Genomic DNA, 19,457 nt, shown 5'->3' with positions numbered 1-19,457 from the left:
CAGACTCATGAGAATGATGTTTCGCTTCACTACTTTAACCGGTAAATTCACCGCGTTTCTGTTTGTCATGAGCTTAATGCCCATCCTGGTCTTGGGGTACGTTTCTTATACAACGACTGCAAAAACCCTGGTTGAGCAAGAACTGAACCACACCAACAGTATGATTGCCGCTCAGGAAAAAGTATTGGACGTAATACTCAGGGAAATTGAGGGGTTAATTCACAACATCTCCGGTATTGAGATTCTGATCGATGCCATGGACAAAAAGAACGCAGACCTAAGTACCTTTGAGCGGCTGGCCGCACAAGCTCAGATCGGTTACATCTTAAACGGTTATCTTGGGTTGGAGGGTTTGGTGTCGATCGATGTTATCTCCGAATACGGCAGTCATTTTCATGTTGGACAAACCTTGGCGCAGTCGGGTATTAATCAATCTCTGTTGGAAGAACTGAAAGCAGCCGCTACCGTATCCAGAAACCGAATTGTTTGGGCGGGTGCGACGCGCCCGATCAACCTGAGCATTGATAATGATTACGTATTGACGGCGGCTAAAGTCATCCAAAAGGCGAACTTAACCGCTAACGCCAGTCGCCTGGTCGGCACTATTGTCATCAGTTACGATCTGGACAATATCCACAAGACGCTTTCTGCGGCGAGTTTTGAAGGGCTCGGGTCTTCGATGTTATTGGACCAACACCAGCACATCATATTTCAGCAAGATAAGCTGCACTTAGGTGAATCTATCGAGCAAGCTTACCAGGTTGCGCTGGATTCGTTCGACGAAACCTTTAAGGTCGTCTACGAAGGGTTGCCTTACCTGGTTGCGTCCAAAGAACTTACGTTTTACGGCTGGACCTTACTGCGCATTATTCCAGAAAAAGATCTGTTGGCTCGCACGCAAACTATCCGCTTAACCACCGGGGCGAGTGTTGCGTTTGGGCTGAGTATTTTGATAATTGGTTTTTTCTATTTGAACCGCCGCATCGTAAACCCCATTGGCAATTTGGTTCAAAAATTCCAAAAGATAAACAGCGGTGAGTTTGACCTCAATGATCAGATGCCAGAAGAAGGCAGTGACGAGATAACAGAACTCACACGATGGTTTAATTTAACGGTCGCCACTTTGATCGACCGGGAAAGCTACGCAATCGCGCTGAAGGAAAGTGAGACGCGTCACGAACTTATTTTAAAGGCCAGCCACGAAGGGATTTGGGATTGGAACTTGGTCAATAACGTTATAACACTATCCGCTGACTTCGCACAGTTGATGGGCCTGAACCCCGACACCCAGGGAAAAATTCATACCGCGAAGTGGATGTCGCTCATTCATCCTTCGGACCGAGAGGGTTTCAACAAACAAGTCAGTGATTATCTGGATGGAAAAACAGATAAGTTCATTTTCGAGTACCGAATAAAAACAGCTCTCGATGATTATCGGTGGATTCTGTCGCACGGTATCGCCGTAAAAGATGAAACGGGTAAGTACATCCTCATGGCCGGCTCCCACACGGACATTAACAGCCGTAAAGAAGCAGAAGAACAACTGACCCACGACGCCTTCCACGACAAACTGACCGGTCTGTATAACCGCGCATTTTTAGTCAGCTATTTAACGCAATTGTTCGCAGCTGAAAAACGTGAACACATGACCAGCTTTGCTTTAATGTTTCTGGATTTAGACGGTTTTAAATCGGTGAACGACTCCATGGGGCACGCCGCCGGTGACCGCTTACTGAAAGAAACGTCAGAACGGTTAAAACACTGCCTAAGGGAAGCTGATGTACTCACCCGCTTTGGTGGAGATGAATTTGTTATTTTATTAACCAACATAGAACAGTTTCGCTACGCTCAGGTGGCGCAGCGGATCATCGCCAGTTTAAAAGAACCCTACACCATTATGAGGCAAGAGCACCGGGTTGGGGCCAGCATAGGGGTAACCTTGAGTAGCAACGGCTACGCCTCTCCGGAAGAAATGATGCGCGATGCCGATCTGGCCATGTACCGCGCCAAAGCTGCCGGTAAAAACTGTTATGTGCTGTTTGACCACAGCATGCGCCAAGAGATGTTGCGTACTATCCGTCTGGAACAGGATATTCAACACGCGCTGGATCGCCATGAATTCCAGTTGTACTACCAATCGATTGTCGACACGCATACCAAAGAGCTGCAGCAGATTGAATGCTTTGCCCGCTGGAATCATCCCGATAAAGGTTTGTTGGATGCGATCGAATTTATCGAATACGCCGAGCAAAAAGACCTGATTAAAGATATCGGGTACTGGGCGCTGGACACCGCCTTGACTCAATACGCGGCGTGGAGCCGCAACTTGCAAGGTAAAGACGTTAAGCTGGAAATCGCGGTTAACTTTTCTATCAAACAACTATTCGACACCCACCTGCTGACTTTTTTAATTGAAAAACTCGACGCACTGAAGCTGCCGGCCAGCGCGCTGATTATCGACGTGAAAGCATCGGTTATCGCGCAAGATTCCAGCCGAGCCAAACAGGCATTGCGTATGCTGAAAGATAAGGGATGCCTTATTCACCTGGATGACTTTGGGATGGACTACTCGTCTTTGAGTTATTTGATTGACTACCCGGTGGACGCGTTGAAAATTGAACGGTCGCTGCTCGACATTGACGATAACCCCGAGCAGCGCACGAAGGTTATCAGCGGGATTATTCAGTTTGCCGAAGCATTGGGCATTCGTTGCATAGCCGAAGGCGTTGAAACGAACGACCAACTGGCGCTGCTGCGTTCCGTTGGTTGCCATAGCGTACAGGGTTACCTGATCGACAGGCCGGTCAACGCAGATGAGTACTACCAAACCGTTATCAAAAACATTTAAAGTTAGAGCTTACTACCCTGTCACCCCTGGCGGGACTTCCTTTGGAATAGGCGGCCGACGCTCCTGGCTCAGGTAGACACCGATGAACACAATCGCTACTGCAATCCACTGGCTCAAGGTGAGCCGTTCACCCAACAGCAACATGGAAAACAGCAATGAAAAGGCCGGTAACAGGTTAGTGTACCCAGCCGCGGTTGACGCTTTGACGTGCGCCAACGAATAGTTATATAGGCCATAGGCGCCAAGTGTAATCACCAAGCCCAGATAGATTAAAGTGCCGACCGACCATAGGGAAATTTGCGCAGGCCATTCGGACATTAGCGCCAACGGCAAGAAAAACACCGTGCCCACAAAACTCTGCAAGGCAGTCAGCACAAACGCCGAGTAACGTTTGGTCAGGTGTTTCACCAGCAGGGTATAACCGACAGCTGTGACCATCGCCATAAACTCCAGAAAGTTACCTAGCAGCGCGTTGGGGGCCTGGTCGGAGTCTTCACCGGTTAGGCTCATCCACAGAACACCCGCGACGGCCACCCCGAAACCGATCCACTGCTTCAGGGTGTTGCGTTCGCCCAGAAAAAAGAACGCGGCAATGGCCACCATCAGCGGCAGCATGGAAGTCACCATACCCGCCTGCCCGGCACTGGTGTAAAGCAACGCCTGAGACTCGAACAAGAAATACAGACAAGGCTCAAAAAATGCCATGCCCAACAGGTATTTCCAGTCTCCCGGCTGATAATTAAAACCATGACGCAACCACGGCCAAACCACCAGAAAAGCCGTCGCGCCAATGGCCATCCGCACAAACACCACCACCATCGGCGACATCTCATTTACCGCAACCTTCAACGCAATAAACGAACTGCCCCACAACAACATGGCCAATAACAACGCCAAATGCGCGCGAATTGTCGATTTATCCATCGGTCCTCCTGAATTCAGGCGGTCATTGTGGTCAGTATTTTGGGCAGGTCAATATATAAATAAGGTCAGCGGCGCGTTGCTGTAACTTCGGTAATTTTCGCTGAAAAGACGGGTTGGTGACATTTACTCTGGACGGGAAAATTTAGTTAGGTTTGTAACGCAAGGGTCGCTTGGAGGGTTTTTCTTTTCAAGGGGGCTGCCCGAATGGCAGCTACTTACGCTTATTAGGTTGTATGTGAAACTTTTGCGTCATGCAGTGACCTGGTTTCGTTGGGAGTTTTTCGCCGTCAAGGGCCGAACCGGTCCGACGATTCGGGCTCGGCCCTTAACAATCCCAGCCGCCGCCACAAACGACTGATCACACTTCTCAATTTCGTCTTCGACAGGTCGTTCGCGACGGCCTTCCCTGGCCGGCTCACTTGTTCAAGCATCCCTGCTTGAACAACCTGTGAGACGCAAATTGCTTCACGTGGTCGTTTGAAAGGCGGAGAAAACCGCGGCAAGAGCTACTTTCTCGATAGATAAAACCAACCTCTAAATTCTATGTACCAAGGACTGGCGTAAATAACTGTTTCGTCGCATCCGCGTTGGCTGACAAGGCAGCCGAAACCAAAAACCACAACATCCACTCTTCAATTCGCGTTTGTAAAACGCTCGGCTACACTTTTTAACATAATGGGCTTGTGCGTCAGTCTAAGGCGACCAGGCTATCTACCCTTCATGCCGCGAATGCAGAGTAAAAGTAACGACACATGACCGCAAAGAAAGACATCAGCTTTGAAGCCCTTAAATTGCTCCCTGGACAAGTGTTACAACTCGAGTTCGACGGCTACGATGCCACTCGGGACCGTTGCACGCTGGTCGGATATCACCGTGGCCGCAATATTATTGTGTCGACACCCACAAAGCAGGGTGTGCCGATGTCGGTGAAACCTAAAAATAAGGTGAAGGTCCGCCTGTTCGTGAATCAGATCAACGGTGCCTGTGCGTTTGAGGCGACAGTGGTTCACGTCAGCATTATTCCGTTTCCCCATTTGCACTTGTCCTGGCCTGAGAAACTGGTGGTGGGCGAGGTGCGCAAGTCTATCCGTGCGACGGTGCATGTTGTCAGCTCGGTAATGTTCAGTTTGGAGGGTAAGCGACATACGATGTCGGCGGTGATCGATGACCTGTCGACACACGGAGCGCGAATCCACGGCGCTGATATGAAGGTAAAAGAAGATCAGGAGATGGACTTGGTGTTTAAAATCGAGGTCAGCGAGATCGAGCGAATTCTGCATATTAAATCCATCGTGCGTTCTGTTCAGTTTAATGAGGCTAAGGGCGCTCACTTTTACGGCCTTCAGTTCGTGAATGTTGAGGAGTCCGACAAAATCGCTCTGCACGCTTTCGTGTTGACCCAGTTGCACACCAGCTGAAGAACCCGCATCGGCTCAGTCAGCGTAGCAAACGCGCCCAGTGCCGCGCAGAACAGAATGCCCCCGTCTTTTGCCGACTCAAATCATCAAATTGGCGATTATTCTTTAAAATCGTTATACCTCAACTAAAGTTCAATCAACCGGTTCCGATATAGTCTGCCTAAGCAATCGGATCGTATGAATGGTTCCAACGACACGCTTTCGCGGCGAATAGGGTCAAATTATGTTCTCACGTTTTAACGCAATGCCTTTAGCCAGACAAATCATCCTCATTCTGCTGGCCATTAACCTGGTGGTGTTTACGTCGATGATTTTGTACATCTCGGTGTCTTCCACAAGCAGTGCCTTAGACAAGGCACGGCAAGACGTATTGCATGAAGTTGAGCTGATTGACCAACAGTTCTCGCAATTCAGTACCTCGCTGGAAAAAGAAATTTCCAACTACGCGGCGATCATCAAAAAACTGTTTCCCGGCAAACTGGCCCTGGTGCCGGGTCAAACGCTGAAAACGGGTGATTACACCGCACCGGCCATTGCCTTAAACGGTGAAGTCCTCAATAACGATTTTACCCGGATTGACGAATTCACGGCGCTGACCAATGTTGTGGCCACACTGTTTGTAAAAACGGGAGACGATTTTCTTCGGGTCACCACCAGCTTGAAAAAAGCCGACGGCAGCCGCGCGATGGGTACGTTTTTAGGCAAGACCCACCCTGGTTATCAGAATTTCATTAATGGGCAGTCGTATATCGGCCGTGCCACATTGTTCGGCCGTGAGTACATGACCCGATACGACCCAGTCATAGATCAATCCGGAAAGGTGATCGGTATATTGTTTGTCGGTCAGGACTTTACGGAAGCGCTGTCTGACCTGTCCAACATTATTGCTCAGTTACGCATTGGGGACAGTGGCTACGTGTTTGCCGTTAATGCACTGGCGGGCAACGAGCAAGGTCGCGTGATGATCCATCCGAGTTTAAAAGGAAAACGATTAGCGGAACTTAAGGATGCCGATGGCATGTTGGTTGACCCTGAGATGTTAACCAAAGATGAAGGCAGCTATGAGTTCAACCGCACGGAACAAGGTAAACAGAAGCAGAAATTATTAGCCTACACCCACTTTGACCAATGGGATTGGGTAATTGGCGGTGTGGGTTATGTCGACGAATTTACTCAAGAAGCGCTGGCGCTGAGAAACAACCTGATCATCATGTCCATCGTCTCCGTGATTGCACTGCTCGCCATTTCCTTTTTGTCTGTGCGCAGCAAGCTCGCGCCATTGCAGGATGTCACTGACGCCTTGGTGAAAATCGGTTCGGGCGACCTGACCAGCAACCAATGTGAGACGGGTCTGGGTCAACGTGACTCCAAAAATGAAATTCATCAGGTCTTGCGGCAACTGGAATCGACTCGCCTGTCGTTTTCGGAGTTGATTAATGCGTTGCTGCAACAGGTTAAACATTTGTCTGAGGCCAGTGACGCGTTACGCCATGTTTCGGTTGAAAACAAACAGGTCGTTGCCCAACAAAACGAAGAGGCTGACCAAATCGCCACGGCGATAACAGAAATGGCGGCCAGCATCCGCGAGGTGGCACAAAACGCCAGCACAACGTCCGAACAAACCAACAAAACCGCGGAGGCCGTGACCGAAGGTTCTACCCTGATGCAGAACTCGCAAGACATTACCCAACAGGCAGCTGAAGAGCTGAAAACAGCGATTCAAATTATTCAGGCGTTAGCGAAAGAGTCGGAAAACGTTGGTTCTGTGCTGGAAGTGATTGGTAGCATTGCTGAACAGACCAATCTGCTCGCACTGAATGCAGCCATTGAAGCAGCACGTGCCGGTGAGCAAGGTCGCGGCTTTGCCGTGGTGGCCGATGAAGTGAGAAATCTGGCGCAGCGAACACAGGAATCCACCTCGGAGATCAAGGGCATCATCGACGGTCTGCAGAAGAGTTCGCAATCGGCGGTGGCCTCGGTTACGACGGCGGGTGATTACTCATCACGGTCGGTGGATTACTCGGAAAAAGTGATGGCCGCGTTAACCACCATTGCCCAGTACACGCGTGAAATTAACGACATGACCATGCAAACGGCGACCGCCTCTGAAGAGCAAAGTTCGGTCAGCGAAGAAATCAGCAACAGTTCAGTGTCATTAAACGACTCGGCGAAGCGCTCGTCTGAGCTGGCGCAACAGACATCCGAGTCCGCCGAGCAGTTGAATGAAATGGCCGAAACCCTGAGTCAGCAGGTCGTGGCCTTTAAGATCGGTTAATCCCGATCAGGCAACTCGAAACCATAGCGACTCGCCAAAAACTGAGCCACACCATGCTCGTTATTGGTCCCGATGGTCGCGGTCGCTATGGCCTTGAGCTCATCTAGGCCTTGCCCCATGGCGTAACATTCATCGGCTAGCTTAAACATGGAAATATCGTTGTCTGAGTCACCAAAACAGATCATCTTTTTCGCACCCAGTTGCTGTTGAATGAGCTTCGCGGCGTCGCCTTTGGTGCCTCCGGCGTGGTGGATGTCCATCCAATAGTTGCCTGGGTTATACATGTCGTGCCCGGCAAATACAGCGACACCGGTCACGTCGGCCAGTTCCTCGGCCATGTCCATTACGGCGGCGTTATCGGTGGCGGCAAAAATGTTCAGAATATGCTCTTCAATATCGGAGTAATCGGAACGCTCCTGAACAACGATGCCTTCATGGTTCAAAAAGTCGGCCCATTCTCGCTCGCGCTGCGTTGAAATACCGGTAATGACAGCGCCGATATTATCTTCGTGATCGATAGTGTTCAGCCACGGGTTAATGCCGCGTTTACGCAGGCGCTTGCAGACTTCAATGACCTCAACGCGATCCATCGGCATTTTGCTGATGACTTTGTCTTCATTTAAGTCCCACATCAATACGCCATTTTTGTACACCTGAGGGTGCTTGAAATGAATGCCGGGCAAGGCTTCACGGCCGCCGTGCGGCATTCGACCGGTCGCAATCGTCCAGTTGACCCCCAGACGATCGAGTTCCGACAACGCATGCCGGGTGACATCGGAAAGTTTTTCCCGGCTATTAAGCAAGGTTCCGTCTAAATCAAATACCAGTAATTCGTCCAAAATTGATCCTATTGCTGTGGGTAGCGAACGCGTTTCACGTCCGCTGGGGAATTGAGTGCTGCCGGTCAAACGTGAGGTTATTTTACCAACGCAAGCTCAGCACGCATGTTACGAATTTGTTCGGCGTAATCGTCTGCATTGAAAATAGCAGACCCGGCGACAAAGGTATCGGCCCCGGCTTCGGCAATTTCCCGAATGTTATCGACTTTAACGCCACCGTCGACTTCCAGACGAATGTGACGGTCGCTCGCCTCAATGCGCTGGCGCGCTTCACGCAGCTTATCCAGCGCCGACGGGATAAACGACTGGCCACCAAAGCCCGGATTCACCGACATGATCAGAATCATGTCGATTTTATCCATGACATAATCCAGATGATGCAGTGGCGTGGCGGGGTTAAACACCAGGCCAGCTTGCAAACCGGCATTTTTGATCAATTGCAGAGAGCGGTCGATATGCTCACTGCCTTCCGGATGAAAGGTAATCATACTGGCGCCTGCCTCAATAAAATCGCCTATCAGCCGATCTACTGGAGAGACCATCAGATGAACGTCAATCGGTGCGGTGACGCCGTGATTGCGCAAAGCTTTACAAACCATCGGACCAATCGTGAGATTCGGGACATAATGGTTGTCCATGACATCAAAGTGGACCCAATCCGCACCAGCGGCTAGAACATTATCGACTTCTTCTCCCAAACGGGCGAAATCGGCAGACAGGATAGAAGGCGCAATGAGAAAATCAGACATCGAATGGAAACCTTGGTTAGTCGGGAGCGGACATTCTAGGGGTTATAAATGCTAGGTCAATTTCGAATCCGTCAATTTATTGGTTTGATCGCCGTTTTGATCGTCCCTCTTGGGCTAGTAAGCCTTGCTGCGCCTGTTCCGACACCGCACTTGTCCCGCAGCCTCGACTTACAACGCCAATACCAAAACTCGCTCCAAGCAGAACAGGTGTTGGAGTTAACAACCGACCAGGAACGGTTTATCGCCCTGCAATTGGAACAGGAGACCGCATCACCAGAGGGCGGCGTGTTGATCTTACACGATGCCGGGCAAACCCCTGATTGGCCGTACCTGTTGCGGCAAGTACGTGAATACTTACCCGCTGTGGGTTGGACCACCTTATCAATTGACCTACCTACACCGCTGCGCGATGCCATTGGCGTGCTTCCGCTGAATGAGAATGCATCGGATCCTGGCCCTGTCAGTGACGAAGACCAGCAAAACCGGGTTTTAGCGCGAGTCGCGTCGGGTATTAAGCAATTGAATGGTGATGGCATCTTCAATATCGCCGTCATCGGCTATGGTGACGGCGCCTATTGGGCCAGCCGTTACTTAAGTGAGCGGATCAGCGAAGATGAAGTGGAAGGCTATGCACTGATCCTGATTGATGCGTCGCTGAATTACCCGGAATTGCCCGATTATTTAGGGCAACTGACCGTCCCTGTGCTGGACCTATATATGAACGACAGTGATTACTCACATCAACAGGCTCGTAAACGCAAAGCCACCGCCGTTCGGGCCGAACACCCCGATTATTTGCAGATCCACGATGCCCTGCGCCAGGGTTTTTACGGTTCCACGGCCATTGACCGCACCACACGACGCGTGTGGGGTTGGTTGCGCAACCACGCCGCCGGGTATGAAGCCAACCTGACAAATAAACCAACGTTCTAAACTCGCGCGCACCATAATGCCGACTATAATCTTATTTACCATTTTGAACGGTTAGAGCCGTTTGAAGACAGCGGACATTGTTATGAATAGCAACGTCGAGTTTGAAGTACACGTGCAAGCCCCCGTCGTTTACGGGATCCCCCGAACCGCATTCACCGCGGAGGTGACAGAGCAGTACTTCCAGGCCATCACAGATGCCGCTCGGGGACTTGGGCAATGGGTTTTGTTTGAACACCCACAAAGCACCGTCACCCTGGCGAACATAGATACCGAAATGGTTGTTCAACAATACAGTAAACTGGCGCAACAGGGCTGTGCTGGCATTGCGGTACTGGTGAACCAGGCCATCGTCGGTGCCGTGCGCAAACCCCAGGCCCTGTCGCAATTACCCATTCCGTTTCAGGCTTCACGAAACCCAATTGAACTCAGCCACTTTGTGGAATCGGTTATAGCGCAATTCCAGGACAGCTCTGAGCACCAGAACTTGGCTTGAGTTTTACTGCGCGCGCACGAAGGTAACTAAGCTTCCGACGTGTCCTATTAAGACCTTTTTTAGGCATGCAATTGGCTAGGGTTTATCTGGTAACTAAGTGATCTCATAATTGTTTTGGTCGCAAGGCCTCTTCCATTTTTTTCAATGGGTCTAGTAACGACAAAACAACACACTTAAAAACCATATAATGCCAGTAAAAAGGAGTTGGCGATTCAAACCGAATACCTAGGGCAATCCTTTGCCAAGATAATGAATATTGCCTGCAGAACTTGCCTCGACATTTGCGCATTTCTGCACCCGCTGAGGTAGATAGCAAGTATTCAGAGAAGCCTTGGCTTCGGAAGGTAAAAAGCATTTCCTGACGGCCTGCAGCTTTTATCCTGTTGGCGCTTCAGAAATGCCATTGCTATTTTAACCTAGTCAATAGGAATACCACCGCTGATTAACGCCCAGATTGGCCAATCAGAATGCTTGAAGATATCGCGACAGAACGAAAATAGTGAGCCAAGTTCAATCGGCGTTTCACAAAGAATAATCACATCATTCAGATGATTGATCAAATTCTAGCCTATACTGTTCTGAAGAAGTATTAACTGGATTTCGCCATGAGAGCACGACTCTTTCGTCTATTTTTTGTGCTAGTGTTTTGCTCGCTCGCGACAGCGGAAACGTTGAACGTCATATACCCAAGTGAATTGGGCCGAGACAAAGAAAACTCCTACGATTACCAATTGCTAAAACTTGCATTAGATAAAAGTGGCGTACCCTACTCACTTTCACTGACCCAAATGGAAATGAACGAAGAACGTGCACGACGAATGATCATGATAGGTGCAGAAGAAGTTACGATCATGAGCGCAGGCACACAAGCCGATTTCGAAGAAAAGCTTCAAGCCATTTATATTCCTTTGTACGGAGGGCTGATTGGCAATCGAATTTTCATCATTCATAAAGACCTTCTGGAGGCATTCTCGCAAGTAAAAAACCTCACCGACCTTCGCCAATTCACTGCTGGACAGGGACCTACTTGGCCAGATGTGGCAGTTTTTAAAAACGCAGAACTACCCTTGATGACGGAGGAATATCCTAACTTATTCACACTGACTGAGTACAAACGAATCGACTACTTTCCTAGAGGTGCGAACGAACCGTTTGTAGAACTAGAACGATTCAAAGAAGAATACCCGAACTTAGTTGTTGAGCCCTCTGTTTCTCTTGTTTACCCATTTGCTGTGTATTACTTTGTTTCAAAAGAAAATAAAGCCCTACACGATGCCGTTTATCACGGGCTCATAAAGGCTCACGAAGACGGATCGTTTATTGAGTTCTTTCGTACCCATCCTGCCACTCGAAAAATGCTAGACAACGCTCATATGCAAAACCGTGTACGGATCACGATAAATAATCCAACAATGAGTGATCGCACTCTGAGCATCCCCAGTCAGTATTGGTTTGATAGTAGCTGGCAATAAGCCATTCATATGCAAGCAAACTTGGAGGTTAACAGTTAATTTTTACGCACTAGTAAACATTCAATATTCAATATCCGCACTCAGACCTTTGGCGGAATCGATAATCATTTCCATATCACGTTCGCCAATACTTGCTTTGTATATTTTTCTTTCTTGATTGAGTCGCTTTACAGTTATATAGAGTTTTTTATAATCTGCGTCTGCAATTTTCTCAGCGGTATCGTAGCCAGACTCCAACAACACGTATGCAAACGTATGATTCACCCATCGAATTCTAGATAGGTCTGCTAACTTAGTAAGAGTTAAAATAACGCTCGCATGGATCCCTGTTGTTTTTGAAAGTACCCGACGCTTCGATTGAGTCTCTACTTCTGCATACAATTGCAGAGTATTCTTTATGCCAATGTCCTCAAGCCGTTTAGCGGTATCTTCATCTATACACGAAAAATCTCTGATCCTATTTGGCTTCTGTCTATACCCGTTAACTACTCGCTTGAGAACCGACAAATACGCTTCAGACAGACCTGTTATTTTTGTCATCCTCTGAATTTTTTCTTTATCTTTCAACGCAATCAATAGTTCATCAAGGTTTCTAACATTATTCACTTTCAATAAATTGAGGTTCTTATCAATATCCTTTTCCAGAATCTTCCAGCTTGAGATAAACGTGGTTGATTTTAAGATATTTTTATACTCGTCAATGCTAATTTCCTTTAGGTCAATATAGTATCCCATTTGCTAGCTCCTATGCACAAAATGGTCGCCGAATTGAAACTGGGTTTCGAGACGTCTTACTGACATTTCTTGATGGCTTTACTTGCGAAGAACACCTGGCATTCTTCTTTAGCAATCGTTCCATTTCCAATATCTGTTGGGCGGGTGATAGCCGAAGATGGAAATCGGGTCCTTATTGCAGTTTTTAATGTTCTTCAAAGATTCAATGATTATTTGTCAAAAACAAAGGCTTTCGCAGTCACCGCGCCAAGACTATCTGCAGCATAAACCGAACCCTTTACCTCGACAATTAGTTTAAGTGCGGGGGTATTTTTACCTACTACCAAGACTACTCGGCAAACATGGAAAACTATCTTAACTGAGTTACGCAGTACGGTTCATTCACGGCAAATGGTTTAGCGGAATATTGGAAATATACTCATGCAAGCCTTAGATAGGGATATGAGCCAACAGTCTACTCGTCGTATCTGCTTTGGCTGCAATGATGAGCACCACGCAACGGACTGAGGGTCATGAATATCCTTGAAAGCACCACGTGTGAAGGGACACACGCTCAAGCGAGCGTTCGACGAAAGTGCAAGGAATGGCAAAAAACTGAAGTATGCGACAAATGGGGGGGAAAATCGATTAAAAGCGAAGTCCCAATGGGCTTCGATTCAATTTTAACGACCTCACCTCTGGTGAAGGTCGGATTGGTTCTCCGAATCATGGAACACCTCTTGATCAGCGATATCAGGTAATCGAGGGGTAGCGAAACATCCGGCATTAAGACTCCAACGAAAGCCCTTGTCCATTGCGGATATCGATATCAAAGGTCAACGGCTCCAGCTCATCCACACAAGCGGCGTTAAAGCCGATTTTGTCCTGCATGGTACGTGGCTGATGGTGTGTGTATATGCCGCATTTACTGCAAAAGTAGTGATGGGCCAGCTTGGTATTCCATTGGTACTCTGACAACGCGTCCTGACCACCCGTCAGTTTGAACTGTACATTATCGACGATCACCATAACCGCGGCTTTACGACGGCATAAGGAGCAGTTACACCGTACACCGGAGGTAATGGGCTCATTTGCCGTCACCTCAAACGTCACGCTGCCGCAGTGACAATGCCCCTGATAGGTTTTCATAGCACTCTCCTGTTGGTTTTTTTGTTTTTAGGCAACGGCAGATTAGCACAGTTTTGCGCAAGGGCTGCGTAATCGGTTCCCGAACCGTCGGTTAAAGCGTTCGTCTGCCTAAAAATGTGTCCCGGTGCGTCGAGTCGGACGCCGGAACCCGCATTAGAACCTTATTTTGCCAGCACGACTATCGATAATGGAGTTTCAACACGATGACCAATTGGTTAAGCGCCAAGTATGGCCCAGTGCCTTTTTCGGCTGCTGCAATGTCCTTGCTCTTGAGTGCCTGTCAGACCGGTGACAAACCTTCCCCGCAAGTAAACCAGCCACCCGTAGCGAGTAATGTTTCGATCCAGTTGCCGACAGGCGATACCCTGCTGCCGGGAATGGAGTTGCAGGGCAGCTATGTGTATACCGATGCAGAACAAGATGCTGAAGGCGTGACGCAGATCCGCTGGCTCCGAGATGGGCAGCCGATTCAAGAGGCCTCCGGTAAAACCTATCAGCTGAGCAATGAAGATTACAACTTGCCGATTAGTTTTGAGGTAACCCCAATGGCGAACACAGGTTCAGCTCTAGGCGCAACAGTGATCTCCGGTACGATCACCATGAGCGATACGGCCGCGCCAGCGCTTTCGTTGCTACAAGCGGTTGAAACGCCCACGCTAAATACCTCACCAACGTTTGTGATACATGCCACTGAGGCAGGGTCGCTGCAAATTCGTGGAACCGGGTGCACGACACGAACGCGAGCGATCAAATCTGGTGACAGTACGATCCAGCTGGGACCTCTGACGGCGGATCAACCTTACGAATGTTCAGTACAAGTAACCGATGTCGCGGGCAACCCGTCCAACGAAATGGCGATTCCTCAATTTACCGTGGTTGGGCTTAAGAATGTTGAGCTGAACCTGTTCATTGGCGTGGAAGACACGCAGGTCGAACTGGCAGATAGCTATTTACTTGCCTATGAACTGTTCCGCTATCGAGGTGAGGACTGCGACCTCAGTCAATACGCAAGTTGCGATACCGGCCAACTGACGCTGACTTATGGTCAGGAAACCCTTACGGATACGGCACTGACGACCAACACGACAGCAACGTACGCAGCTGAATTGCAAGGACACCAAAGCAACAGAATGCAGATCACAGCGCGCGACGGATGGGGTGGCCGAAGCACCGGTTATCTGCGCAGTGTCGAATTTGCTGGAAAGGCCTGGCTCATTGGCGGCTTATTCGATACGGATATCTATTCTTCGACCAATGGCATGGACTGGCAACGGGAGATCACCAACTTACCCCTGCGCACATTCACGGAAACGATTGTGTTTAAAGACAAGCTTTGGGTGATTGGCGGTCGGGAAAATGGCAATACCCGTTTAGGCGACATTTGGTCTACGACAGACGGCAACAATTGGGTCCGGGAATCCAGCAAGGGGCCCTTTGGCACTCGCGAATTCCATCAATTAGTCAGCTTTGATGAACAGCTGTGGTTATTCGGGGGAACCAGCGAAAGTTCCGGCGAGTCGCGAGACATCTGGCGCACGAGTGATGGTTTGCAATGGTACCAAGTGACTACAGATGCGGGGATGGGTGGCTTACAACATCACAAAGCGATCTCAGTTGCATCTGATGGTATTTACGTATTGGACTACGACTGGCAAAACAAGAAAACAAAGGTATGGAAAAGCCAGACAGGTTCCGGCCCCTACACTGCGATCAGCGAACTGCCTGAAGCCCTTTCTGGTTTTTCATTTGTTCATAAAGATGGCTATTTCTGGGTCTTCGGCGGCGTACTGACGATAGATTATCTGCCATCTCATTATGTGTACCGGTCGGCGGATGCCGTGACTTGGGAACGACTCGAACCCAGTAATGCGTATGAACCATTCCAGAATGCCGACATACTGGTCTATCACGACCGGTTCTGGCGCTATGGCGGGCTTAACGAAACCTCAAACTATACCACGCATATTTCATCCTCTGCGGATGGAATTGACTGGCGCATTCCTCAAACCACGACGCTGACATTTCAGGAACCCTAAACGAAGCCGCCCTCTGACTTATTGCAGGGGGCGTCACCTTTTTGGTCATCAACTGAGGGCGGATCGGGATACCTCACTCAGCTTCGGCCATAGGGTCTTTTTTCATTTGCAGTTCATACATGTGCCGGTAAAGCCCTTCTTCCCGCATAAGTTGCGCATGACTTCCGCGTTGCTGTACATGGCCCTGATGCAGAACATAGAGCGTATCCGCATCACGCACGGTACTCAGGCGATGCGCAATGGCGATAAGCGTGACCTGCCCGCGTAACAACATCAACGATTTCTGGATCAGCGCTTCGGTATGACTGTCGATGTTTGCGGTGGCTTCATCCAGGATAAGAATTTTGGGTTTTCGAGCCAGTGTGCGTGCCAAACTCAGTAACTGCCGTTGCCCGGTACTTAAATTTTTTCCGCGTTCGGCCAGTTCGGTATCGTATCCTTTCGGCATCGCCATAATGGCATCGTGTAGCTGTGCTTGCTGCGCAGCTAGCTTAACCTGTTCTTGCGTGAGGTCCAATTCAAGACGAATGTTGTCTGCGATGGTGCCAGAAAAAATAAACGCATCCTGTTGCACAAATCCAATAAGCCCCGTGCGAATATCCTTATGAATGTCATCGATGTTATGACCACCAATACGGATTGCGCCGTGCTCAACCGAATAAAAATCCATCAATAACGACATCAGTGTGCTTTTACCAGAACCAGTGTGGCCCACAATGCCAATGAACTCGCCGGGTGTGACGGTAAAATGAACATCCTGCAGCACATCTTTTTCGCCGTCGTAGCTGAAGCGTTCCACGTCGAAATGGATTTCTGTTGTCGTTGGGGTAATCTTCGGTTGCAGATCCGGCAGGGTCTTCTCGTCCAGTAAGGCGAACACTCGACTAGCAGACACCAGCGCTTGCTGCGCCATGTTCAATCGGGAGGTCATGTCGACCAACGGCTCTGTCACATTGCCCAGGTAATTAATAAACGCATAAATCACCCCAACTTTAACCGCTCCGGTTTGGGTAAGCTCCAGCCAGCCAAAGCCAAACAAGAGTGCGGCCAGCAGCAACATATAAATGAAGTCGATCAATGCTCGTAGCAACAACCCATCTACCACAATATTACGCACTTTTGCGCGGTAGTGGTCGGTACTGGTTTGTGAAAAAGCCGCGGAGAAAGCCTTCTGTTGGTTCATCAGCTGAATCACCGACATCCCTTCAATGCTTTCGTTCAGGCGCGCGTTAATGTCGCTGAGTAAACTGCGTACCCGTTGAAAGATAGGCGTCGATATTTTCTGATAGGTAAACATCAGGACCAAGACCACGGGCACCAGCGTGGCACAAATCCACATTAAACGGATATCGAGAAACGCCATGGCGATCAGAATGCCAATGATGCGCACGGTGTTTTGCGCAAACACCGAAATGACATTAACGTATAAGTCTTTTATCGCTTCTGTGTCGTTGGTAATGCGGCTGATTAAACTACCGGTGGCGGTCTTGTCGAAATAAGCCATAGGCAAGTTCAACACATGGGCAAACACCTGTTCACGTATACGTTGAATCACGTCCAGCGCGATTCGATTAAAACGAATCGCCTGCATAAAGAAGGCGCGCGCGCCAATCAGCTGCGCCGATATGTAGAACGCCGCCAGAGTTGCAATACCCGGCCAGTGCCAATTGCTGGGCGTAAGATAATCGTCAATGAAAACCTTGATCAGATATGGCCCCAGCACGCTGGCGGTGGTGGCCACCAGCAATAACAGGAATGCCTGCATCAGTGTTTTTTTGTAAGCCAAGGCATAGGCTAACAGCCGCACAAAAGTCTGCTTCATCGGCCTTCCTCCACGGCTTGCTCCAGTTGCTGATAGTCAAACATCTGGCGATACCAACCCTGCTGCGACAAGAGTGACCGATGTGAGCCCTGCTCCATTATTTCACCATGGTTTAACACAATAATGTGCTGCGCGGTTTCCACAGCCGACAACCGGTGACAGACAATCAAGGTTGTTTTACCCGCGCGTTCGGCGCGTAAATGGTTGAGAATCGATTGTTCGGTTTTTACGTCCACCGCGGACAGGGCATCATCGAGTATCAACACAGGGGCATCCTGCAACAAAGCTCGGGCGATGGCGATACGTTGCTTCTGCCCACCCGACAACGTGACACCGCGTTCACCAACTTCAGTTTTATACCCTTTAGGGAACCGGCAGATATCATCGTGAACCTGAGCAATGGTGGCGACCCGCTCAATCTCAGCCTGGCAGGCTTCCGGTTTCGCCAGCGCAATGTTTTCGGCAATGGTGGCGGAAAACAAAAACGGCGTTTGCGGCACGGTGGCAATGTGCGCACGCAGGTTATCCAGCGTGAATTCCTGAATTTGGCGGCCACACAACCGAATAACGCTCTGCCCGTCTTCTTCCATACGCACCAACAAATTGATCAGTGTCGATTTACCTGCTCCGGTGTGACCGACAATGCCCAGCATGTGCCCCGCGGGAATAGTCAGATGAATGTTTTGCAATGCCGGGTTTTCGGCATCACGGAATCGAAACCGTTCAACAGAGAATTCGATCATCGGAGACACCGGCTGTGTGAATGTGCCGTCATCCTGAATATCCGGTTTCATGGCAAACAGCTCATCGATCCGCTGATAGGCGGCCTGCCCTCGCTCGACCAAATTCAACAACCAGCCAATGGCAAACATCGGCCAGATCATGTACCCAAGATACAACGTAAAACTAGTGAGCTGACCCAGCGTCAGTTCGCCGCGATAAATGAAAAAGGCGCCGCCGGCAACACTTAGGAAAAATGAAAAGCCAATGCCCAATTGAATAGCCGGGTCGTATTTGCTGTCAGTGCGTGCAACATCCTGATTGGCTTTATTGGCTTGTGTGGCAATCGCGTTGAACTGTGCCTGCTCAACCTGCTCGCGACCAAAGGCGCGGGTCAAGCGCAAGGCAGAAATACTTTCCTGCACGTCGTCGTTCAAGTCACTGAACCGCGCCTGTGCATCCCGAAACGACGCGTGTAAAGCCTTGCCGAACCGCCACATAAAATAGCCCACGATGGGCCATGGGATCAGCGCGATCAGAGTTAAAGGCCAGGAAATGAATACCGTCATCATGATCAGTACCAACATACCGGTAAAAGCACCGTCAAACAGCGCTAACACAGCTTCACCGGCGGTCATTTCAACGGCTTGAATATCGTTGGTGGCACGGGCCATCAAATCGCCGGTTTTCATCTTCTGGAAGAACGAAGGTGGTTGAATACTGAAATGCCGGAACATTTGCTGCCGCAATTGGTTCGCAAGAATGTAGCTGGCCCCGAACAAGGCTATCCGCCAGGTGACTCGAAGCGTGTAGCTGACCAGTGCAGCGACCAGAATCCAGCCCACATGCTCATACAAGAAGGCTTTGGTGACGGTCCCATCAGCCAATGAATCGACGATTTTGCCGATCATCCACGGCGGCACCATGGTTGCCAGCCCGACCCCGATCAGGGCAAACACAGCAATACCATAACGGCGCCATTGCTGGCGGAAGAACCAGAATAATTGAATAAAAACAGACATGAAATGCGTACTCTTTGATCGCTAGAGCGGTCATCTGGCAAAT

At 49.5% G+C, this 19,457-nt stretch carries 14 protein-coding genes; 7 read left to right on the top strand and 7 right to left on the bottom strand.

Annotated elements, in window-relative coordinates:
• The first annotated feature begins 7 nt into the window (after positions 1 to 7).
• Positions 8 to 2,848, top strand: a complete 2,841-nt coding sequence (locus IYN85_RS18805; RefSeq protein ID WP_196160474.1) for an EAL domain-containing protein — start codon at positions 8 to 10, stop codon at positions 2,846 to 2,848.
• 12 nt (positions 2,849 to 2,860) lie between these two features.
• On the opposite strand, the gene IYN85_RS18800 is transcribed toward IYN85_RS18805, so the two are convergent.
• A complete protein-coding gene (locus IYN85_RS18800) occupies positions 2,861 to 3,772 on the bottom strand; it encodes a DMT family transporter (protein WP_196160473.1) in 912 nt (303 codons plus the stop codon).
• Between the two features lie 752 nt (positions 3,773 to 4,524).
• Between IYN85_RS18800 and IYN85_RS18795 the strand changes: the two genes are divergently transcribed.
• Together IYN85_RS18795 and IYN85_RS18790 are read left to right on the top strand one after the other, a co-directional pair.
• Positions 4,525 to 5,190, top strand: a complete 666-nt coding sequence (locus IYN85_RS18795; RefSeq protein WP_196160472.1) for a flagellar brake protein — start codon at positions 4,525 to 4,527, stop codon at positions 5,188 to 5,190.
• A 223-nt stretch (positions 5,191 to 5,413) separates the two neighbouring features.
• Positions 5,414 to 7,465 carry a methyl-accepting chemotaxis protein gene (locus IYN85_RS18790; RefSeq protein ID WP_196160471.1) on the top strand — a complete coding sequence of 684 codons (2,052 nt, stop codon included), beginning with the start codon at positions 5,414 to 5,416 and terminating at the stop codon, positions 7,463 to 7,465.
• On the opposite strand, the gene IYN85_RS18785 is transcribed toward IYN85_RS18790, so the two are convergent.
• Together IYN85_RS18785 and rpe are read right to left on the bottom strand one after the other, a co-directional pair.
• Positions 7,462 to 8,304 carry an HAD family hydrolase gene (locus IYN85_RS18785; RefSeq protein WP_196160470.1) on the bottom strand — a complete coding sequence of 281 codons (843 nt, stop codon included), beginning with the start codon at positions 8,302 to 8,304 and terminating at the stop codon, positions 7,462 to 7,464. The genes IYN85_RS18790 and IYN85_RS18785 overlap by 4 nt on opposite strands.
• A gap of 77 nt (positions 8,305 to 8,381) precedes the next feature.
• Positions 8,382 to 9,053 carry a ribulose-phosphate 3-epimerase gene (rpe, locus tag IYN85_RS18780; RefSeq protein WP_196160469.1) on the bottom strand — a complete coding sequence of 224 codons (672 nt, stop codon included), beginning with the start codon at positions 9,051 to 9,053 and terminating at the stop codon, positions 8,382 to 8,384.
• A gap of 48 nt (positions 9,054 to 9,101) precedes the next feature.
• Here rpe and IYN85_RS18775 point away from each other — a divergent pair, with 48 nt between their 5' ends.
• The 3 genes from IYN85_RS18775 (at position 9,102) to IYN85_RS18765 (ending at position 11,951) form a co-directional block, all read left to right on the top strand.
• Positions 9,102 to 9,986 carry a DUF3530 family protein gene (locus tag IYN85_RS18775; protein ID WP_196160468.1) on the top strand — a complete coding sequence of 295 codons (885 nt, stop codon included), beginning with the start codon at positions 9,102 to 9,104 and terminating at the stop codon, positions 9,984 to 9,986.
• An 82-nt stretch (positions 9,987 to 10,068) separates the two neighbouring features.
• Entirely contained in the window at positions 10,069 to 10,479 is a 411-nt protein-coding gene (locus tag IYN85_RS18770; RefSeq protein ID WP_196160467.1) for a hypothetical protein, read from the top strand.
• Between the two features lie 605 nt (positions 10,480 to 11,084).
• Complete coding sequence (locus IYN85_RS18765; protein ID WP_196160466.1) at positions 11,085 to 11,951, top strand: hypothetical protein; 867 nt, start codon at positions 11,085 to 11,087, stop codon at positions 11,949 to 11,951.
• 60 nt (positions 11,952 to 12,011) lie between these two features.
• On the opposite strand, the gene IYN85_RS18760 is transcribed toward IYN85_RS18765, so the two are convergent.
• Complete coding sequence (locus IYN85_RS18760) at positions 12,012 to 12,686, bottom strand: DUF4332 domain-containing protein (RefSeq protein ID WP_196160465.1); 675 nt, start codon at positions 12,684 to 12,686, stop codon at positions 12,012 to 12,014.
• Between the two features lie 765 nt (positions 12,687 to 13,451).
• Positions 13,452 to 13,814, bottom strand: coding sequence for a GFA family protein (locus IYN85_RS18755; RefSeq protein WP_196160464.1), 363 nt, complete (start codon positions 13,812 to 13,814; stop codon positions 13,452 to 13,454).
• Positions 13,815 to 14,017: 203 nt separating this feature from the next.
• On the opposite strand from IYN85_RS18755, the gene IYN85_RS18750 reads away from it, so the two are divergent.
• Positions 14,018 to 15,850 (top strand): hypothetical protein, encoded by a 1,833-nt coding sequence (locus IYN85_RS18750; RefSeq protein ID WP_196160463.1) that lies wholly within the window; start codon positions 14,018 to 14,020, stop codon positions 15,848 to 15,850.
• A gap of 73 nt (positions 15,851 to 15,923) precedes the next feature.
• Here the strand turns inward: IYN85_RS18750 and IYN85_RS18745 are convergent, their stop codons facing one another.
• A complete protein-coding gene (locus IYN85_RS18745) occupies positions 15,924 to 17,672 on the bottom strand; it encodes an ABC transporter ATP-binding protein (RefSeq protein WP_196160462.1) in 1,749 nt (582 codons plus the stop codon).
• A complete protein-coding gene (locus IYN85_RS18740; RefSeq protein WP_196160461.1) occupies positions 17,669 to 19,414 on the bottom strand; it encodes an ABC transporter transmembrane domain-containing protein in 1,746 nt (581 codons plus the stop codon). The genes IYN85_RS18745 and IYN85_RS18740 overlap by 4 nt, the downstream gene beginning before the upstream one ends.
• Positions 19,415 to 19,457: the final 43 nt, after the last annotated feature.

This window comes from Reinekea sp. G2M2-21, from assembly GCF_015687175.1.
In the GTDB taxonomy this organism is placed as follows: domain Bacteria; phylum Pseudomonadota; class Gammaproteobacteria; order Pseudomonadales; family Natronospirillaceae; genus Reinekea.
The sequence above is the reverse complement of the archived record's forward strand: the minus strand, read 5'-3'. Positions and strand labels throughout refer to the sequence as shown.